The 16,429-nt window shown below is 73.5% G+C and carries 12 protein-coding genes; 6 read left to right on the forward strand and 6 right to left on the reverse strand.

Translation table 11 applies throughout. The features are described from left to right. Positions 1 to 58 precede the first annotated feature (58 nt). Positions 59 to 2,278: a DUF1996 domain-containing protein gene (locus tag AC0VYN_RS14870; protein ID WP_475536401.1), complete on the forward strand. Its 2,220-nt coding sequence runs from the start codon at positions 59 to 61 to the stop codon at positions 2,276 to 2,278. Between the two features lie 51 nt (positions 2,279 to 2,329). Here AC0VYN_RS14870 and AC0VYN_RS14875 read toward each other — a convergent pair whose 3' ends face one another. Beyond that, on the reverse strand, positions 2,330 to 3,568 hold the full coding sequence (locus AC0VYN_RS14875) for a phytase (protein WP_475536884.1): 1,239 nt from the start codon (positions 3,566 to 3,568) through the stop codon (positions 2,330 to 2,332). Positions 3,569 to 3,854: 286 nt separating this feature from the next. On the opposite strand from AC0VYN_RS14875, the gene AC0VYN_RS14880 reads away from it, so the two are divergent. After that, positions 3,855 to 4,238 (forward strand): BlaI/MecI/CopY family transcriptional regulator, encoded by a 384-nt coding sequence (locus tag AC0VYN_RS14880; RefSeq protein ID WP_451689514.1) that lies wholly within the window; start codon positions 3,855 to 3,857, stop codon positions 4,236 to 4,238. Between the two features lie 6 nt (positions 4,239 to 4,244). Further along, complete coding sequence (locus tag AC0VYN_RS14885) at positions 4,245 to 5,177, forward strand: M56 family metallopeptidase (protein ID WP_385465089.1); 933 nt, start codon at positions 4,245 to 4,247, stop codon at positions 5,175 to 5,177. A gap of 58 nt (positions 5,178 to 5,235) precedes the next feature. Here AC0VYN_RS14885 and AC0VYN_RS14890 read toward each other — a convergent pair whose 3' ends face one another. The 4 genes from AC0VYN_RS14890 to AC0VYN_RS14905 all read right to left on the reverse strand — a co-directional run bounded on the left by AC0VYN_RS14890 (position 5,236) and on the right by AC0VYN_RS14905 (position 10,053). Then, positions 5,236 to 5,688, reverse strand: a complete 453-nt coding sequence (locus tag AC0VYN_RS14890; RefSeq protein ID WP_451689512.1) for a flavodoxin family protein — start codon at positions 5,686 to 5,688, stop codon at positions 5,236 to 5,238. Between the two features lie 55 nt (positions 5,689 to 5,743). Next, complete coding sequence (abc-f, locus tag AC0VYN_RS14895; protein ID WP_475536402.1) at positions 5,744 to 7,378, reverse strand: ribosomal protection-like ABC-F family protein; 1,635 nt, start codon at positions 7,376 to 7,378, stop codon at positions 5,744 to 5,746. A gap of 354 nt (positions 7,379 to 7,732) precedes the next feature. Beyond that, entirely contained in the window at positions 7,733 to 9,307 is a 1,575-nt protein-coding gene (locus tag AC0VYN_RS14900; protein ID WP_475536885.1) for an MDR family MFS transporter, read from the reverse strand. A 98-nt stretch (positions 9,308 to 9,405) separates the two neighbouring features. Continuing rightward, a complete protein-coding gene (locus AC0VYN_RS14905) occupies positions 9,406 to 10,053 on the reverse strand; it encodes a TetR/AcrR family transcriptional regulator (RefSeq protein WP_475536403.1) in 648 nt (215 codons plus the stop codon). 75 nt (positions 10,054 to 10,128) lie between these two features. On the opposite strand from AC0VYN_RS14905, the gene AC0VYN_RS14910 reads away from it, so the two are divergent. The 3 genes from AC0VYN_RS14910 (at position 10,129) to AC0VYN_RS14920 (ending at position 15,875) form a co-directional block, all read left to right on the forward strand. Next, the gene (locus tag AC0VYN_RS14910) at positions 10,129 to 10,407 is read left to right on the forward strand and encodes a metal-sensitive transcriptional regulator (protein WP_385465076.1); all 279 of its coding nucleotides are present in this window, start codon (positions 10,129 to 10,131) and stop codon (positions 10,405 to 10,407) included. Positions 10,408 to 11,072: 665 nt separating this feature from the next. Further along, a complete protein-coding gene (locus AC0VYN_RS14915; RefSeq protein WP_475536404.1) occupies positions 11,073 to 13,457 on the forward strand; it encodes a phosphoketolase family protein in 2,385 nt (794 codons plus the stop codon). Positions 13,458 to 13,490: 33 nt separating this feature from the next. Beyond that, complete coding sequence (locus tag AC0VYN_RS14920) at positions 13,491 to 15,875, forward strand: glycoside hydrolase family 65 protein (protein ID WP_475536405.1); 2,385 nt, start codon at positions 13,491 to 13,493, stop codon at positions 15,873 to 15,875. A 20-nt stretch (positions 15,876 to 15,895) separates the two neighbouring features. Here AC0VYN_RS14920 and AC0VYN_RS14925 read toward each other — a convergent pair whose 3' ends face one another. Then, complete coding sequence (locus AC0VYN_RS14925; RefSeq protein WP_475536406.1) at positions 15,896 to 16,348, reverse strand: hypothetical protein; 453 nt, start codon at positions 16,346 to 16,348, stop codon at positions 15,896 to 15,898. Positions 16,349 to 16,429 lie beyond the last annotated feature (81 nt).

The following is a 16,429-nucleotide window of genomic DNA, read 5'->3' on the forward strand; positions in this document are numbered from 1 at the left end:
TATGGAGCCGGGGGCATTGCATGCCCCGGGTCCGCCACGACGCACACAGGAGCACGCCTTGGGACACAGCAGGCGCAGACGCCCGACCGGGGCGCGGCGCGCGACCTTCTCCGCGGTCGCCCTGATACTGGGCGGCGGTGGTCTGGTCGCCGCCAACGTGTTCGCCTCCGCGACCGAGACGGGGACCGGCCCCGCCGTCCCCCTGGGCAGTTCCGGCGTCGCGGCCACGGTCGACTGCCCCGACCTGAGCGAGCGGCTGACGACCGTCCCCGAGGCGGCCAGGCCGGACGTCGACGGTGAACTCGCCCGCCTGGACGGGCAGATCGCCACGGCCTACCGGCAACTGCAGGAAGCCGCACGCACCGCCGACGACGGCGGCCTGGACGAGGGCGCGATCCTCGACCCGTTGGAGCGGCAGCGGACGGAGACGATCGCGCGCATCGTCTCCGCCGTCGACGGCGCCGGGGACCGGCCCGAGGGGCTGGAGGCCCTCGCACCGTGCACGCTGCGACGCACCGCGGTCGCGACACCGGACGCGCCGAGCGGCGGCGCGGACGGGCGGCAGGACGGCTCGGGCGACGGCGGGGACACGGGAGCGGACGACGGAACCGGAGCGGCGGGAGACGACGCCGCCGACGGGGAGCAGCCCGGTGCGGGGCAGGAGCAGGGCAACGGCGGCCAGGCCGGCAACGGCCCCGTCGCGGCCGACTACGTCGACATCACGACCGTCCCGCCCGGCGCGGCGAAGCCGAGCCCGGACAAGGGCGCCTCGCGCGGCTCCTTCACCACCAGCTGCGGCGTCAACGCCGACGGCCTGTTCAACTCGGACAACCTGATCGCCGCGCCCGGCGTCGGCAACGGCGCCCACCACTTCCACGACTACGTCGGCAACCAGGGCAACGACGCCTTCGCCTCCGACGACGACCTGGCGAACGCCGGCACCAGCTGCGCGGACCAGGGCGACAAGTCCTCGTACTACTGGCCCGTGCTGCGGCTGCAGAACGGCACCTCCGAACAGGACGACCGGTCGCCCGGCGGGGGCGTCGAGGGCAACGCCGGAGAGATCGTCACGCCGGCCGAGGTGACGCTGACCTTCGAGGGCAACGAGCGCGGCAAGGTCACGGGCATGCCGCGGCTGCTGCGCATCATCACCGGGGACGCCAAGGCGTTCGTCAACGGCAACACCAACGCCAACGCCTCCTGGAGCTGCACCGGTCACGAGGACCGGCAGCTGAAGGACAAGTACCCGCTCTGCCCGGCCGGCAGCGACGTGGTGCGCACCTTCACCTTCCAGAGCTGCTGGGACGGCCGCAACATCGACAGCGCCAACCACCGCACCCACGTGGCGTTCGCCGCCGCCGACGGAAGCTGCCCGGACGGCTTCCGTGCCGTCCCGCGGCTGGTGCAGCGCATCGTGTACGACGTGGACGCGCCCAGTCTCCGTGACGGAGGCCGGACGACGCCCCTGTTCGCCGTGGACTCCTTCCCCGAGCAGCTGCACAAGCCGGTCACGGACCACAGCGACTTCATCAACGTCTTCGACGAGGGCCTGATGCGGGAGATGGTCGACTGCGTCAACGGCGGCCGCTCGTGCGGCGCGGGTACCCCGCCTGTCCCGGACCCCGGCCAGAGCGAGACCCCGCAGCAGCCGACCGGGACCCCGGACGACCCCGGGACCCCCGAGGCCTCCGGAACTCCGGACGACCCCGGGACCCCCGAGGCATCCGGAACTCCGGACGACCCCGGGACCCCCGAGGCATCCGGAACTCCGGACGACCCCGGGACCCCCGAGGCATCCGGAACTCCGGACGACCCCGGGACCCCCGAGGCCTCCGGGATCCCGGACGACGGAAACGGTCAGGAGACCCCCGGACAGCCGGGCGACGACGGCGGGCAGACCGCCGCACCCCCCGCCGGGCAGACCGCCACCCCGTCGGCGCCCGCGGACGCCGGCCAGGACGGGGAGCAGCCGGAGCACGCCGGCCGGCCCACGAACCCGGACCGGCCCGAGGCCTCCCGCTCCGCCGAGCCCAGGGCCGCGACCCCGCCCGCCGGCACTCCGGGCGACGCGAGCGCCTCCGCGGCCGCCCCCGGCGGGACGCGGGGGACGGACGGGGGCGCCGTGCAGGCCGCCGGTTCCGCGAGCGGGCCGCAGGGCGACCGGGGCGGGCTCGCCGAGACCGGTTCCGGTCTCGGCCTCTGGCCCGCGGCGGCCGGTGGCGTCCTCTTCGCCGCCGGATGCCTGCTGCTGCTCCGCACCAGGCGGCGTACCCGGTGACACCCCCCTGACGCGCCGTTCGGTCCCGACGCCGGCCGGGACCGAACGGCGTCAGTCGCCGAGCGCGTCCTTGACGTCGCCCAGGTCGACGAACTTGAAGCCGGTGGCGGCACGCTCGCCGTCCTCCGGCGTGTCGTGGCCGTCCTGCACGACGAGCAGGCCGTCGGGGTAGCGGCGGCCCAGCGGCCGGTTCAGCACCGCCGCCCCGTCGCACTCCTCGGAGCCGTCCAGCCGGGCCGAGACGGCGCCGACGCGGAACCCGCCCTCGTACTCGTTGTGGTCGCCCTGCTCGCGGTCGTACGCGGCGAAGGTGTCGTCCCCCTGGCTGGACGCCAGCAGATACCCGTCGCCGTCGGACTCCTGGAGGAGCGTCAGCCCCTCCACGTCCGCGGACAGCACGCTGCCGCCGAACCCGGGGTCGGAGCCGGCGACGCACTCGTCGGCGGCCTCGTCGTACGTGGCGGGGACACCGTACTCACGCACCGTGTCCACCAGCCGGGGTGTGCCGGTGAGGTCGGCGCGCAGACGCCAGATGCCGACGTCCTCCTGCCCGGCGTAGAGGGTGCCGTCGGCCGGGTCGACGACCATGCCCTCCACCTGGGGCAGTTCGCCGGGCTCGGCGCAGGGCGACCAGCGGGCGCCGTTCGGCAGCCGGAAGGACGCGGGCAGGTCCAGGGTGCGGACCGTGCGGTAGCCGACGCGCCCGGACGCCGTCGGGGTGAGCTCCAGCAGGGCGAGCCGGGTACGCTCCCGCCGGCTGACCAGCGCGTAGGAACGCCGGGTCGCCCTGTCGGTCCAGGTGGCCAGACCGTACGCGGTGCGCTGCTCGTCGACCTCCTCCTGGTCCGCGGAGAACACCGGCGCGGCGGCCGGGTCGGTGACGTCCGTCAGCGGGCGGCCCGGCGCGGCCGGGTCGATGCGGTAGAAGCGCAGACGGTCGCTGCCGCGGTCGGTGGTGACCGCGAGGTCCGCCGGGCCGGTGCTGAGCCGCATGCCCTGCACCAGGTCGACGTTGTTGAAGCGGCCTGGCGCGCTGTCCGGACCCGGGGCCGGGGGAGCGGCCACCGACTGCACCAGCCGGGCGTCGAGGTCGTAGACGCGCAGGCCGCCCTCCTTGGCCGTCGCGACGACGAGGCTGCGGTCGGGGTCGGACGGGTTGCGCCAGATGGCGGGGTCGTCCGCATCGGCGTTCCCGCCGGCCTCGTCGTCGTACAGGGCGGCCGTCTCGGCCCGCGGACGCACGGTCGGCAGCGCGTCGCCGCCGTGGGCCGCTGCCGGAGCCACGGGCAGGACGGCGAAGGCCGCGGCGAAGGCGCAGGCGGCCGTACGGCCGAAGGGGAATCTGGTCACGCCGGTACTCCCGAAGTCGAAGACATGACAACAAAGGGCATCAAGTGATCTTGAGGATGGAGTGCGTCGCCGGGGCGCTCTCCGGGTGACGGAGGGGCGTACGCCCGGCGAACGAATCCCGCCGTCCCCGTGCGAGCCGAGGCGGCGGTCCGATGGGCCGGCGGTGTCCGCGGCGTCGATACGATGGCGTACCGGGAAGCGGACGGGCGGCGAGGGGAGTGCGGGCGTGGCGGATGACCGGCGTCCCCGGCGGCGGGGGCAGGGCGAGCTGGAGGCGCTGGTGCTCTCGGTGCTGCGTGGGGCGGAGGGTCCGGCGACGGCCGGCCGGGTGCAGGAGCGCCTGGGCGGGGACCTGGCCTACACGACGGTGGTCACGATCCTGACCCGCCTACTGGACAAGGGCGCGGTGAGCCGGGAGCGCGCGGGCCGGTCCTTCGTCTGGACGCCCGCGGACCCGGCGGGCCTGGCCGCGCGCCGGATGCGCGGGGTGCTGGACGCGGAGAGCGACCGCGGGGCGGTGCTGGCGAGCTTCGTGACGGGCCTCGACCCGGCCGACGAACGGCTGCTGCGCGACCTGCTGGGCGACGCGCGGGCCGCAGGGGAAGACTGACGCCTCATGGGGGTCTTCGTCTTCCTTCCGCTCGTCCTGCCGCTGACCGCGTGGCCGATCGCGCGTCTGGCCGAACAGCACCTGCACCCGCGGACCGCGACCAGGCTGCTCACCGCCGTGGCCGCGGTGATGGCGCTGTGCAGCACGGTGTGCCTCGCCCTGCTGATGGTGGTCGGCACCGCGCAGCTCCCGGGCAATCCGCTGCCCGACGGCTGGTCGGACCCGGAGGTACGGGCGGCGGTGCCCTACGACGAGGTCGCCGGCAAGGCGGCGATCCCCGCGCTGTGCGCGGTGGTCGTGGCCTCGGCCCGGGCACTGTGGCGCCACGGCCGGGTGCGCCGCCGCGCCCACCGCGCACTGGCCGGGCTGCCGGGCACGTCCGTGGCCGTCCTGCCGGACGAGGTGCCCTACGCGTACGCGCTGCCCGGCGGGCGAAGGGACCGGGTGGTGGTGACCACGGCCCTGCTGGACTGCCTCGAACCGGCCGAGCGGCGGGCGCTGTTCGCCCACGAGCGGGCCCATCTGGCCGCCCGTCACCACCGGTTCCTGCTCGCCGTCCGGCTCGCCGCGCTGGCCAACCCGTTCCTGCGGCCGCTGCGTACGGCCGTGTCCTACACGGCGGAGCGCTGGGCCGACGAGGAGGCGGCCCGGACGGTCGGCAACCGTCGCGCGGTGGCGACCGCCATCGGCAAGGCGGCCCTGGTCTCCCGGGGCACCCCGGTCGCCACCCTCGCCGGTCTCGCGGCGCCGGGGCCGGTGCCGCGCCGGGTGGCGGCCCTGCTCGGCCCCGCTCCGACGCCCCGCACCAGGCCCTCGGTGTTCACCTCGGTGGGGCTGGCGGTGTGGGGCGCGGCGGCCGGCACGGCCGTGTCGGCGATGTCCTCCGCGAACGCGGCCGTCACGATGTTCCTCGTCCTCCGCGCCGCGACGCCCCTCTGACGGAACCGCGGCGTGACGGCGTGATCCGGTACCCGGGCACGCCGGCCGGGCCGCCGCGTCAGTCCATCAGCCCGGCGGCGAGCGCGGCCCCCAGTTCCCAGCACGCCTCCAGGTCGGCCTTGGCGGGCTCACCGGCCACCGTCACCGCCGGGGCGGCGCGCTGCCAGCCGAGGCCGGTCGTCACCGACTCGATGCCGCGCACGGCGCCGGTGGTGTCGTTGCCGCCGTGCACCCAGTAGCCGAAGGGCCGCCCCCGCGTGGCGTCCAGGCACGGGTAGTAGACCTGGTCGAAGAAGTGCTTCAGGGCGCCGGACATGTAGCCCAGGTTGGCCGGGGTGCCCAGCAGGTATCCGTCCGCCTCCAGTACGTCGACGGCCGTGGCCGCCAGCGCCGCCCGCCGGACGACCCGGACGCCCTCGATCTCCGGAGCGGTCGCTCCGGAAACGACGGCTTCGAGCATCGCCTGGCAGTTCGGCGACGGGGTGTGATGCACGATCAGCAAAGTGGCCACACCCCGAAGCCTGCCGTCCGCGACCCTCGGGCCGCAACAGGCACCGCGGGCCGGCTCACACCTCGGGGGCCGCCGTCTCCGTCAGGGTGCCGTCGGCCAGCCGCAGCCACCGGTCGACTCCGATCCCGTGCAGGAACCGCTCGTCGTGGCTGACCACCACGAAGGCACCCCGGTAGGCGTTCAGGGCGCTCTCCAGTTGCGCCGCGCTGACCAGGTCGAGGTTGTTGGTCGGCTCGTCCAGCAGCAGCAGGTGCGGGGCGGGTTCCGCGCACAGGACACAGGCGAGGGTGGCCCGCAGCCGCTCGCCGCCGGACAGCACGCGGACGGGCAGATGGGCGCGGGCGCCCCGGAAGAGGAACCGGGCGAGCAGGTTCATCCGCTCGGCCTCGGGCCGCTCGGGGGCGTACGCGGCGAAGTTCTCGGCGACCGTGCGGTCCCCGTCCAGCAGGTCGAGCCGCTGCGAAAGGTACGCGACGCGCCCGTCGGCCCGCCCGACCGTGCCCCCGCCGGGCTCCAGGTCGCCGTTCAGCAGCCGCAGCAACGTGCTTTTGCCGGCGCCGTTGGGGCCGGTCAGCGCGATGCGCTCGGGGCCTCGCACGGTCAGGTCGACACCCTCGCCGGCGAACACCTCCCGGTCGCCGAGCCGGATCCGCAGCCGCTCCCCGAGGAAGAGGGTGCGCCCGGCGGGCACGTCGGTGTCCGGCAGGTCGAGGACGATGCGCTGGTCGTCGCGGAGCGCGCGTCCCGCCTCGTCCAGCCGGGCCCTGGCCTCGCCGACCCGGCCGGCGTGCGTCTGCCCGGCCCGGCCCGCGGACTCCTGCGCGCCCCGTTTCATGTTCCCGGCGAAGATCCGCGGCAGACCGGCGTTCTTGAGGTTGCGGGCCGCGTTGCTCGCTCGGCGCTCGGCCCGCTCCCGGGCCTGCTGCATCTCCCGCTTCTCCCGCTTCAGTTCCTGCTCGGCGTTGCGGACGTTCTTCTCCGCGACCTCCTGCTCGGCCCGCACCGCCTCCTCGTACGCGGTGAAGTCGCCGCCGTAGAAGCGCAGTTCACCGCGGTCGAGTTCGGCGATGCGCTCCATGCGGTCCAGCAGGGCGCGGTCGTGGCTGACCAGCAGCAGGCAGCCCCTGTAGTCCGACAGCACGTCGTAGAGCGTGTGCCGGGCGTCCAGGTCGAGGTTGTTGGTGGGCTCGTCGAGCAGCAGCACGTCGGGCCGCTTCAGCAGCTGGGCGGCGAGCCCGAGGGAGACGACCTGCCCGCCGCTGAGCGTGCCGAGACGCCGGTCCAGGGCGAGGTCGCCCAGACCGAGCCGGTCGAGCTGGGCACGGGTGCGTTCCTCGACGTCCCAGTCGTCGCCGATGGCCGTGAAGTGCTCCTCGGCCACGTCCCCGGACTCGACGGCGTCGATGGCGCGGATCACGGCCGCGACCCCCAGCACCTCCGCCACCGTGAGGTCACCGGTCAGCGGGAGGGTCTGCGGCAGCCGGCCGACGGTTCCGGTGGTGGTGACGGACCCGGCGCCGGGCCGCAGTTCCCCGGCGATCAGCCTGAGCAGGGTGCTCTTGCCGGAACCGTTGGGGGCCACCAGACCGGTGCGGCCCGTGCCCACGGTGAAGGACAGGTCCTCGAAGACGGGGGTGTCGTCGGGCCACGAGAAGGACAGGTTCGAGCAGACGACGGCGGCGTCGGACATGGATGACCTCGCTGAGGAGAGGGGCGGGGGAAAGTGCACGCCCGCCCGGGACAGACAGGGAGAGGGGAACGACGAAGGCGGCCACCGCGGCGGCGCTCCTGTGCGCCTGCCTGTGGCCGTCGGTGCGGGGTATCACCCGCAGATGTCGTCGTCACCCACCATGTCCGGGACCTCTCGATACGCGATCAACGTCTTCGCCAGCCTAACAGTCCCCTCACGCCGGGGCGTGGTGGTTTTCGCCCGCCCGGACGGGCCGTCGCCGGGCGGAGACGGCCCTGTCCGCCTCTCTCCGGGTACGCGGAAGCCGCCCGCCCGGGTGGGCGGGCGGCTCCGTCGCACGGTGCGGCCGGCGGCTCAGCCGACCGGTGCCGCCGGTCCCTTGTCGGCGACCTCGGGGGCGGTCCCGCCGGACTCCTCGGCGAGCCGCTCCATGCCGCTGGTGGTCTTCAGCGGCTTCTCCTTCAGGAACACGACCGCGACCAGCGCGAGCAGGGCGAACGGCGTGGCGATCAGGAACAGGTCCGCCGTGGCGACACCGTAGGCGTGCTCGACGACGGACCGCATCGGGGCGGGCAGCGTGGTCATGTCCGGCACGCTGCTCTCGCCCGAGCCCTCGCCGGCCGGCGCGGTGACGCCGGCCGCCTTGAGCCCCTCGGTCATCTCGCTGGTGACCCGGTTGGCGAGGATCGCGCCGAGGACGCTGACGCCGATGGTGCCGCCCATGCTGCGGAAGAAGGACAGCACGGAGGTCGCGGCGCCCAGATCGGCGGCGGCCACGTCGTTCTGCGCGGCCAGGACCAGGTTCTGCATCAGCATGCCGACGCCGACGCCCAGCACCGCCATGTAGATGCTGAGCAGACCGAAGTGCGTCCCGGCGTCGATCGTGGACAGCAGCGCGAGGCCGACGGACATGATCAGCGCGCCCGCCACCAGATACCGCTTCCACTTGCCGGTCCGGCTGATCACCTGGCCGGCGACGGTGGACGACACCAGCAGGCCGAAGATCATGGGCAGGCTCATCAGGCCCGCGACGGTCGGCGACTTGCCGAGGGAGACCTGGAAGTACTGGGAGAGGAAGACGGTCCCGCCGAACATGGCGACACCGACCAGAAGGCTGGCGACGGTCGTGAGCGTCACCGTGCGGTTGCGGAAGATGCCGAGCGGGATGACCGGCTCGGCGGTACGGGCCTCGACGAAGACCGCGGCGACCAGCAGCAGGACGCCACCGCCCGTGAGGACGCCGGTCTGCCACGAGGCCCAGCCGAACTCGTTGCCGGCCAGCGACACCCAGATGAGAAGCGCGCAGACACCGGCGACGATCAGGAAGGCGCCGAGCCAGTCGATGCGCACCTCGCGCCGCGTGGTCGGCAGCCGCAGCGTGCGCTGCAGCAGCGCGATGGCGAGCAGCGCGAACGGTACGCCGATGAAGAAGCACCAGCGCCAGCCCAGCCACGAGGTGTCGACCAGCACACCGCCGACCAGCGGACCGGCCACGGTGCCCACGGCGAAGACGGCACCGAAGATGCCGGCGTACTTGCCGAGCTGGCGGGGCGGGATGACGGTGGCCATCACGACCTGCGCGAGGGCCGTCAGACCGCCCGCGCCGATGCCCTGCACGACCCGGCTGAAGATCAGCAGGCCGACGCCGTGGGAGAAGCCGGCCAGCAGCGAGCCGACGACGAACAGGCTCAGCGAGAGCTGGAGCAGCAGCTTCTTGTTGACGAGGTCGGACAGCTTGCCCCACAGGGGGACCGTCGCCGTCATGGCCAGCAGTTCCGCCGTGACGACCCAGGTGTAGGAGGACTGGCTGGCGCCCAGGTCCGCGATGATCGTGGGGAGCGCGTTCGAGACGACGGTGCCGGCCAGGATCGCGACGAACATGCCGGCCATCAGGCCGGACATGGCCTGGAGTATCTGCCGGTGGGTCATGGAGGTGGGAGGCGCGTCGTCGGGCGCCTGAGGTGCGGTCACGGCATCTCTTTCGGGGTGAATGGTGGGGTGGGTGTCGCGATCGTCCTGCGCTGCGGTCACGCGGGAGGCGCCGGAAGGCCGGCGGCGAGCAGGCTGAACACCTGGTGGAACACGTCCAGGAAGGCGGCCTCGTGCTGGTGGGCCGACCAGTGCTCCACGCTGGTCCGCACCGCGGCGGACGCCACCGCGGCCAGCAGCCGCGGGTAGAGCCCGGGCTCCGCGGACCGTTCCCCGTCGCCGGGGGCACCGCGCAGACGCAGGGCGAGGGCGTCGGCCAGGTCGGCCTCCGCCGCGATGTGCGCCCCGACGCCGCGGGCCAGGAGGTGCGGCGAGGCGTGCAGCACTTCGGCGTGCAGCCGCCACAGCTCGTGCTGCTGCTCCGCCTCGGCGAGTTCCGCGGCCATGGCCTCGCGCAGGGCCTCCAGCGGAGGGAGGCCGGCCGGTGCGTCGAGGATGGCGCGCCGCATCCGGGCGCCCGCGTCCGCGTCGAGGACGACGAAGGCGTCCTCGCGCGTGTCGAAGTAGTTGAAGAAGGTCCGCACGGACACGCCGGCCGCCGCGCTGATCGCCTCGACGGTGACCTTGTCCGCGCCGTGCTCGGCGGCGAGGCGTACCGCGGCCTCGGCGAGAGCGGCCCGTGTGGCCCGCTTCTTCCGCTCCCGCAGACCGCCCCCGGCGGCACTCTTCTCCGACATAAGTTGCATGGTATGCAAACCTGCATGCCATGCAAAATCAGCCCGCGCGGTACCATACCCACAGGGGTATGCGGAGGAGGAAGTGTGGAACTCGACATGTCGGCCGAGGAGCTGAAGTCGGCACTCAACCGGCTGCGGCGTGCCCAGGGGCAGCTGGCCGGGGTCATCAGGATGATAGAGGAGGGGCGCGACTGCGAGGACGTCGTCACGCAGCTCGCCGCGGTCTCCAGGGCCCTGGACCGGGCAGGTTTCTCGATCATCGCCACGGGGCTCCAGCAGTGCATGACCAGTGACGACCCCGAGGTGCGCAACTCCGTGCAGATGCGGGCGCGCCTGGAGAAGCTCTTCCTCTCCCTGGCCTGACCCTCCCGCCGCGCGCGATGCCGGTGTGCGGCCGGGGAGCGGGGCAGGCGGAGCGGAAGCACGGCCGGCACGGGTCGGCGCCGGTGCCGGCCGCGCTGTGGGCGCCGCGCGCCGCGCCCTTGGCCCGTGAAAGGTCTTCGGCGACGACGTGCTCACCTTCGCCGCGCGGTTCCCGGCGCCGACCAACTGCCGGAGCGCGGTCAGGAACGCAGGCCGGTCGCGGGCGTCCAGCGCCTGTGCGCACCGCCGACTGCCGTCCGCGGCGCGCGCGGCCGTCGCGTGCCAGTCCGCCCCGATGTCCGGGTCGGGCACCCGGAACCAGACCATCTGACTCCTGGGCGTGGCACGCCCACTTGGCCGGGTTCCGGGCGCGCTCTGCGCATCTGTGGTCGACAGGCTGGCAGCGAGGCCCCAGCCGAAGGCTCGGCGCACGGTCCGACACGGATGTCACCGACCGCAGAACCGTGATCGCCGACTTGGTGCCAACCGCTGTTCCGACGTTCCCCGAGGCCGTTTCCGCCTCCGTTCGGGAACCGACGTGACCCGAATGGCCCTGTCGGGTACCCGCCCGGTCCGCACAGGGTTGGGATGTGCGGCGCCACCCGCACCGCCCGGCACCGCGCCCACCCGGCCCGACCGCTGTCCCGACACGGAAAGGACCCCCGATGTCCGTCGACACGCAGCAGGCGCCACCCGGACTCCCCGACGAGGAGCTCGCCACCCTGGACGCCCACTGGCGCGCCGCGAACTACCTCTCCGTCGGCCAGATCTACCTGATGGCGAACCCGCTGCTGACCGAGCCGCTGCGCCCGGAGCACGTCAAGCCGCGCCTCCTCGGCCACTGGGGCACCTCGCCGGGCCTCAACCTCGTCCACACCCACCTGAACCGGGTGATCAAGGCCCGCGACCTGGACGCCCTGTGCATCTGGGGGCCCGGCCACGGCGGGCCGGCCGTACTCGCCAACTCCTGGCTGGAGGGCTCCTACACCGAGACCTATCCCGACATCACCCGGGACGCGGACGGCATGGCCCGGCTCTTCCGGCAGTTCTCCTTCCCCGGCGGCGTGCCGAGCCACGTCGCCCCCGAGACCCCCGGCTCCGTCCACGAGGGCGGCGAGCTCGGCTACTCCCTCTCGCACGCCTACGGCGCCGCCTTCGACCACCCCGGCCTGGTGGTCGCCTGCGTGATCGGCGACGGCGAGGCGGAGACGGGCCCGCTGGCGGCGTCCTGGCACTCCAACAAGTTCCTCGACCCGGTGAACGACGGCGCCGTCCTGCCGATCCTCCACCTCAACGGCTACAAGATCGCCAACCCGACGGTCCTGGCCCGCCTGCCCGAGGACGAACTCGACGAACTCCTGCGCGGCTACGGCCACGACCCCGTCCACGTCACCGGCGACGACCCCGCCGCCGTCCACCGGGCGATGGCCCGGGCCATGGACACCTGCCTCGACCGCATCGCCGCGATCCAGCGCGCCGCCCGCCAGGACGGCGCCGGCGACCGCCCCCGCTGGCCGATGATCGTCCTGCGCACCCCGAAGGGCTGGACCGGCCCCGCCGAGGTCGACGGCCTGCCCGTGGAGAACACCTGGCGCGCCCACCAGGTCCCGCTCGCCGCCGTACGGACGAATCCGCAGCACCTCCGCCAGTTGGAGGAGTGGCTGCGCTCCTACCGCCCCGAGGAACTGTTCGACGCCACCGGAGCCCCGCGCCCCGCCGTGCTGGCCGCCGTGCCCGAGGGACCGCGCCGGCTGGGCGCCACCCCCTTCGCCAACGGCGGACTGCTGCTGCGCGAACTGCCCCTGCCGCCGCTGGAGACCTACGCCGTCGCCGTCGACAAGCCCGGCGCGAGCACGCACGAGCCGACCCGGGTCCTCGGCGACCTGCTGGCGGACGTCATGGCCGCCACCGCCGACCGGCGCGACTTCCGCCTCGTCGGCCCCGACGAGACCGCCTCCAACCGCCTCCAGGCCGTCTACACCGCCAGCGGCAAGGCCTGGCAGGAACGGACCCTGCCCGTCGACGAGGATCTCGACCGGCACGGCCGGGTCATGGAGATCCTCTCCGAACACACCTGCCAGGGCTGGCTGGAGGGCTACCTCCTCACCGGCCGGCACGGACTGTTCTCCTGCTACGAGGCGTTCGTCCACATCGTCGACTCGATGGTCAACCAGCACGTCAAATGGCTGCGCGTCACCCGCCGCCTGCCCTGGCGCGCCCCCATCGCCTCACTCAACTACCTCCTCACCTCCCATGTGTGGCGCCAGGACCACAACGGCTTCTCCCACCAGGACCCCGGCTTCGTCGACCACATCCTCAACAAGAGCCCCGAAGCCGTACGGGTCTACCTGCCGCCGGACGCCAACACCCTGCTGTCCGTCGCCGACCACGCCCTGCGCAGCCGCGACTACGTCAATGTCGTCGTCGCGGGCAAGCAGCCCTGCTTCGACTGGCTGACCATGGAGCAGGCACGCGTCCACTGCGCCCGCGGCGCCGGCATCTGGGACTGGGCCGGCACCGAGGACGGCACCCGCGAGCCGGACGTGGTGCTGGCCTGCGCGGGCGACGTGCCCACCCTGGAGGTGCTGGCCGCCGCCCAGCTCATCCGCCGCCACCTGCCGGAACTGGCGGTACGCGTGGTGAACGTCGTCGACATCGCCCGGCTGCTGCCGAGCGGGGAACACCCGCACGGCATGAGCGACTTCGAGTACGACGGCCTGTTCACCGCCGACAAGCCGGTGATCTTCGCCTACCACGGCTACCCCTGGCTCATCCACCGCCTCGCCTACCGCCGGACCGGTCACGGCCACCTGCACGTGCGCGGCTACAAGGAGATCGGCACCACCACCACACCCTTCGACATGGTCCTCGGCAACGACCTGGACCGCTACCGCCTGGTCATGGACGTCATCGACCGGGTGCCCGGCCTCGCCGTGCGCGCGGCGGCCGTGCGCCAGCGCATGGAGGACACCCGGCTGCGCCACCACGACTGGATCCGGGAACACGGAGTCGACCTGCCCGAGGTCGCCGACTGGTCCTGGGACGGCTGACCGCCGCGCCCGGCGCCGAGGGAAGGGAAACCCGTGACCGCGACCGCCTTCACCTGGGACTACGTCCACTACGATCCCGCGGAGGAGCGGTTGCGGGAGTCCCTGTGCACGCTGGGCAACGGCTACTTCGCCACCCGCGGCGCGCTGCCCGAGTGCGCCGCGGACGACGTGCACTATCCCGGCACCTACGTGGCCGGTTGCTACAACCGGCTCACCTCCACCGTCGCCGGAGGAGAGGTGGGGCGCGTAGAGAACGAGGACATGGTCAACCTCCCCAACTGGCTGCCCCTGTCCTTCCGGGCCGGGGGAGGGGACTGGCTCACGCCGGACACCGCACCGGTGCCGGACCACCGGCAGACCCTGCACCTGGACTCCGGGGTGCTGGAACGCAGCACCCGGTTCGCACTCGGCGGCGGACACGTGCTGACCGTGCGCCAGCTGCGCGTGGTGCACATGGCCGACCCCCACCTCGCCGCCCTGCGCACGGAGTTCACGGTGGCGGGCGCCGGCACGGACCTCGAGGTGGTGGCGGCCCTCGACGGCGACGTCACCAACTCGGGCGTCCCGCGCTACCGGGATCTCGCCGGCCGCCACCTGACCCACGTGCACACCGGCGACGCCGGCGACGGCATCGTGTGGCTGCGCTGCCGCACCCGGACCTCGGACATCCGGATCGGCATGGCCGCCAGGACGTCGGCCGGCACACCGGTCACCCCGGGGCGGCAGCACCTGAGGGCCACACAGCGCGTCACCCTGCGCCTCGAGCCGGGCCGCACCGCCACCGTCGACAAGGTCGTGGCGCTGCACACCTCGCGCGACCCCGCGATCAGCGACCCCCTGCAGGCCGCCGTGGACCGGGTGACCGACGCCCCCGGATTCGACGAACTGCTGGCCGGCCACCGCACCGCCTGGGGCGGGCTGTGGCGCCGGGCCCGCCTCGAGGTCCCCGGCGAAGCCGGCGCCATCCTGCGCCTGCACCTCTTCCACGTCCTGCAGACCCTCTCCCCGCACACCGCCGACCTCGACGTGGGCGTACCGGCCCGCGGGCTGCACGGCGAGGCCTACCGGGGGCACGTCTTCTGGGACGAGCTGTTCGTCCTGCCCTACCTCAACCTGCACTTCCCCGAGGTCTCCCGGGCCCTGCTGCACTACCGGCACCGCCGCCTTGAACGGGCCCGCGCCTCCGCCCGCGCGATCGGCAGACGGGGCGCCCTCTACCCGTGGCAGAGCGGCAGCGACGGCCGCGAGGAGACCCAGCAACTGCACCTCAACCCCCGCTCGGGCCGCTGGCTGCCGGACCACTCGCACCTCCAGCACCACGTGGGCTCGGCGATCGCCTACAACGTGTGGCAGTACTGCGAGGCCAGCGGCGACGCCGAGTTCCTGCACACCAAGGGTGCCGAGACGCTGTTGCAGATCGCGCGTTTCTGGGCGGACTCGGCCACCTGGGACGACCGCCTGGGCAGGCACCGCATCCGGGGCGTCGTGGGCCCCGACGAGTACCACGAGGCCTATCCCGGCGCCACGGAACCGGGCCTCGACGACAACGCCTACACCAACGTCACCGCGTCCTGGGTGCTCACCCGCGCCCTGGACACGGTGAACTCCCTCCCCGAGCCCCGCCGACGCGAACTGGCCGAGCGCACCGAGCTGGACGGCGGCGAGCTCGAACAGTGGGAGGAGATCTCCCGCACCCTCCACGTGCCCTTCCACGAGGGAGTCATCAGCCAGTTCGAGGGCTACGGCGACCTCGCCGAACTCGACTGGGCGGGCTACCGGGAGCGTTACGGCGACATCCGGCGGCTGGACCGCATCCTGGAGGCCGAGAACGACAGCGTCAACAACTACCGGGCGTCCAAACAGGCCGATGTCCTGATGCTCGGCTACCTGTTCTCCCCGGCCGAACTCCGCGCGCTCCTCGGCCGGCTGGGCCACGACCTGGACGACGACACCTGGCGCCGCACCGTCGACCACTACCTGGCCCGCACCAGCCACGGCTCCACCCTCAGCGGACTCGTCCACGGCTGGGTCCTGGCCCGGGCCCGCCGCGCGGAGGCGTGGGCCTTCTGCCAGGAGGCGCTCAGGGGCGATGTCGCCGACCTCCAGGGCGGCACCACCGGCGAGGGCATCCACCTCGGCGCCATGGGCGGCACCCTCGACCTGATCCAGCGCTGTCTGACCGGACTGGAGACCCGTGCCGGCGCCCTCTGGCTGGATCCGGTGCCCCTGCCGGAGCTGTCGTCGTACGGGTTCTCCATCCGGTACCAGGGGCACTGGGGCGTGCGCTTCCGGCTGGAGCACGGCCACCTGGAGATCGCCGTGCCGGCCTCGGACCTGCCGCCGATCGACGTCCGGCTGCCGGACCGCGCCGTGCGGATCCAGCCGGGGGACACCAGCCGGCTCGTGCTCCCCGGCTGATCACTCCGGTCGGTCGGCGGTCAGCCCAGGGGGTAGGTCACCACGCGCGGAGCCCCGTCCGGCCTGCCGTCGGTGTAGGTCAGCGTCAGCCGCGTGTAGTGCTGCTCTCCCGAACCGTCCGCCCGGGTCTCGGGCCGGTCCAGCCGCACGGTCACCGGATACGAACGAAACGTTCCGGCCGCGCAGTAGGGCTTGCAGTCGTTGACCGCGTTGGACCCCGTCCCGAGCGCGGCGCTCGCGTCCCAGCGGGTCCAGTGCAGCGAGGCCAGACGGCTGTTGCCGTCCCCGCAGGCCAGCACGAACGCTGCCGGCCGCACGTCGCCCCGCATCGAGCAGTCGACGAGCACCGGGTCCTGGACCTGCCGCTTCGCGGGCTGCTCCGCCGGCGGGGCGGCCGAAGCGGCACCCAGGGGTAGTGCGAGCGCGGCGGCGGCGCAGAGCGTGACCGCCGCCCTCATCGGGTTTCTGCCCATGTCTGCTCCCGGCCGTCTCGGGGTCGCCTGTTTTCGTTCGTACCGACGGTACGACCATGTCCGGAAATGCACCACTCGTAC

The sequence above is a fragment of the Streptomyces sp. 63XJN7_1_ISO-PGPR-S23-121 genome (assembly GCF_056173025.1).

What these genes read in the sequence shown, in the direction of transcription:
- AC0VYN_RS14925 (WP_475536406.1), bottom strand. Translation starts at nt 16,348, where the DNA reads ATGGGCAGAAACCCGATGAGGGCGGCGGTCACGCTCTGCGCCGCCGCC.
- AC0VYN_RS14900 (WP_475536885.1), bottom strand. Translation starts at nt 9,307, where the DNA reads ATGACCCACCGGCAGATACTCCAGGCCATGTCCGGCCTGATGGCCGGC.
- AC0VYN_RS14915 (WP_475536404.1), top strand. Translation starts at nt 11,073, where the DNA reads ATGTCCGTCGACACGCAGCAGGCGCCACCCGGACTCCCCGACGAGGAG.
- abc-f (WP_475536402.1), bottom strand. Translation starts at nt 7,378, where the DNA reads ATGTCCGACGCCGCCGTCGTCTGCTCGAACCTGTCCTTCTCGTGGCCC.
- AC0VYN_RS14905 (WP_475536403.1), bottom strand. Translation starts at nt 10,053, where the DNA reads ATGCAACTTATGTCGGAGAAGAGTGCCGCCGGGGGCGGTCTGCGGGAG.
- AC0VYN_RS14885 (WP_385465089.1), top strand. Translation starts at nt 4,245, where the DNA reads ATGGGGGTCTTCGTCTTCCTTCCGCTCGTCCTGCCGCTGACCGCGTGG.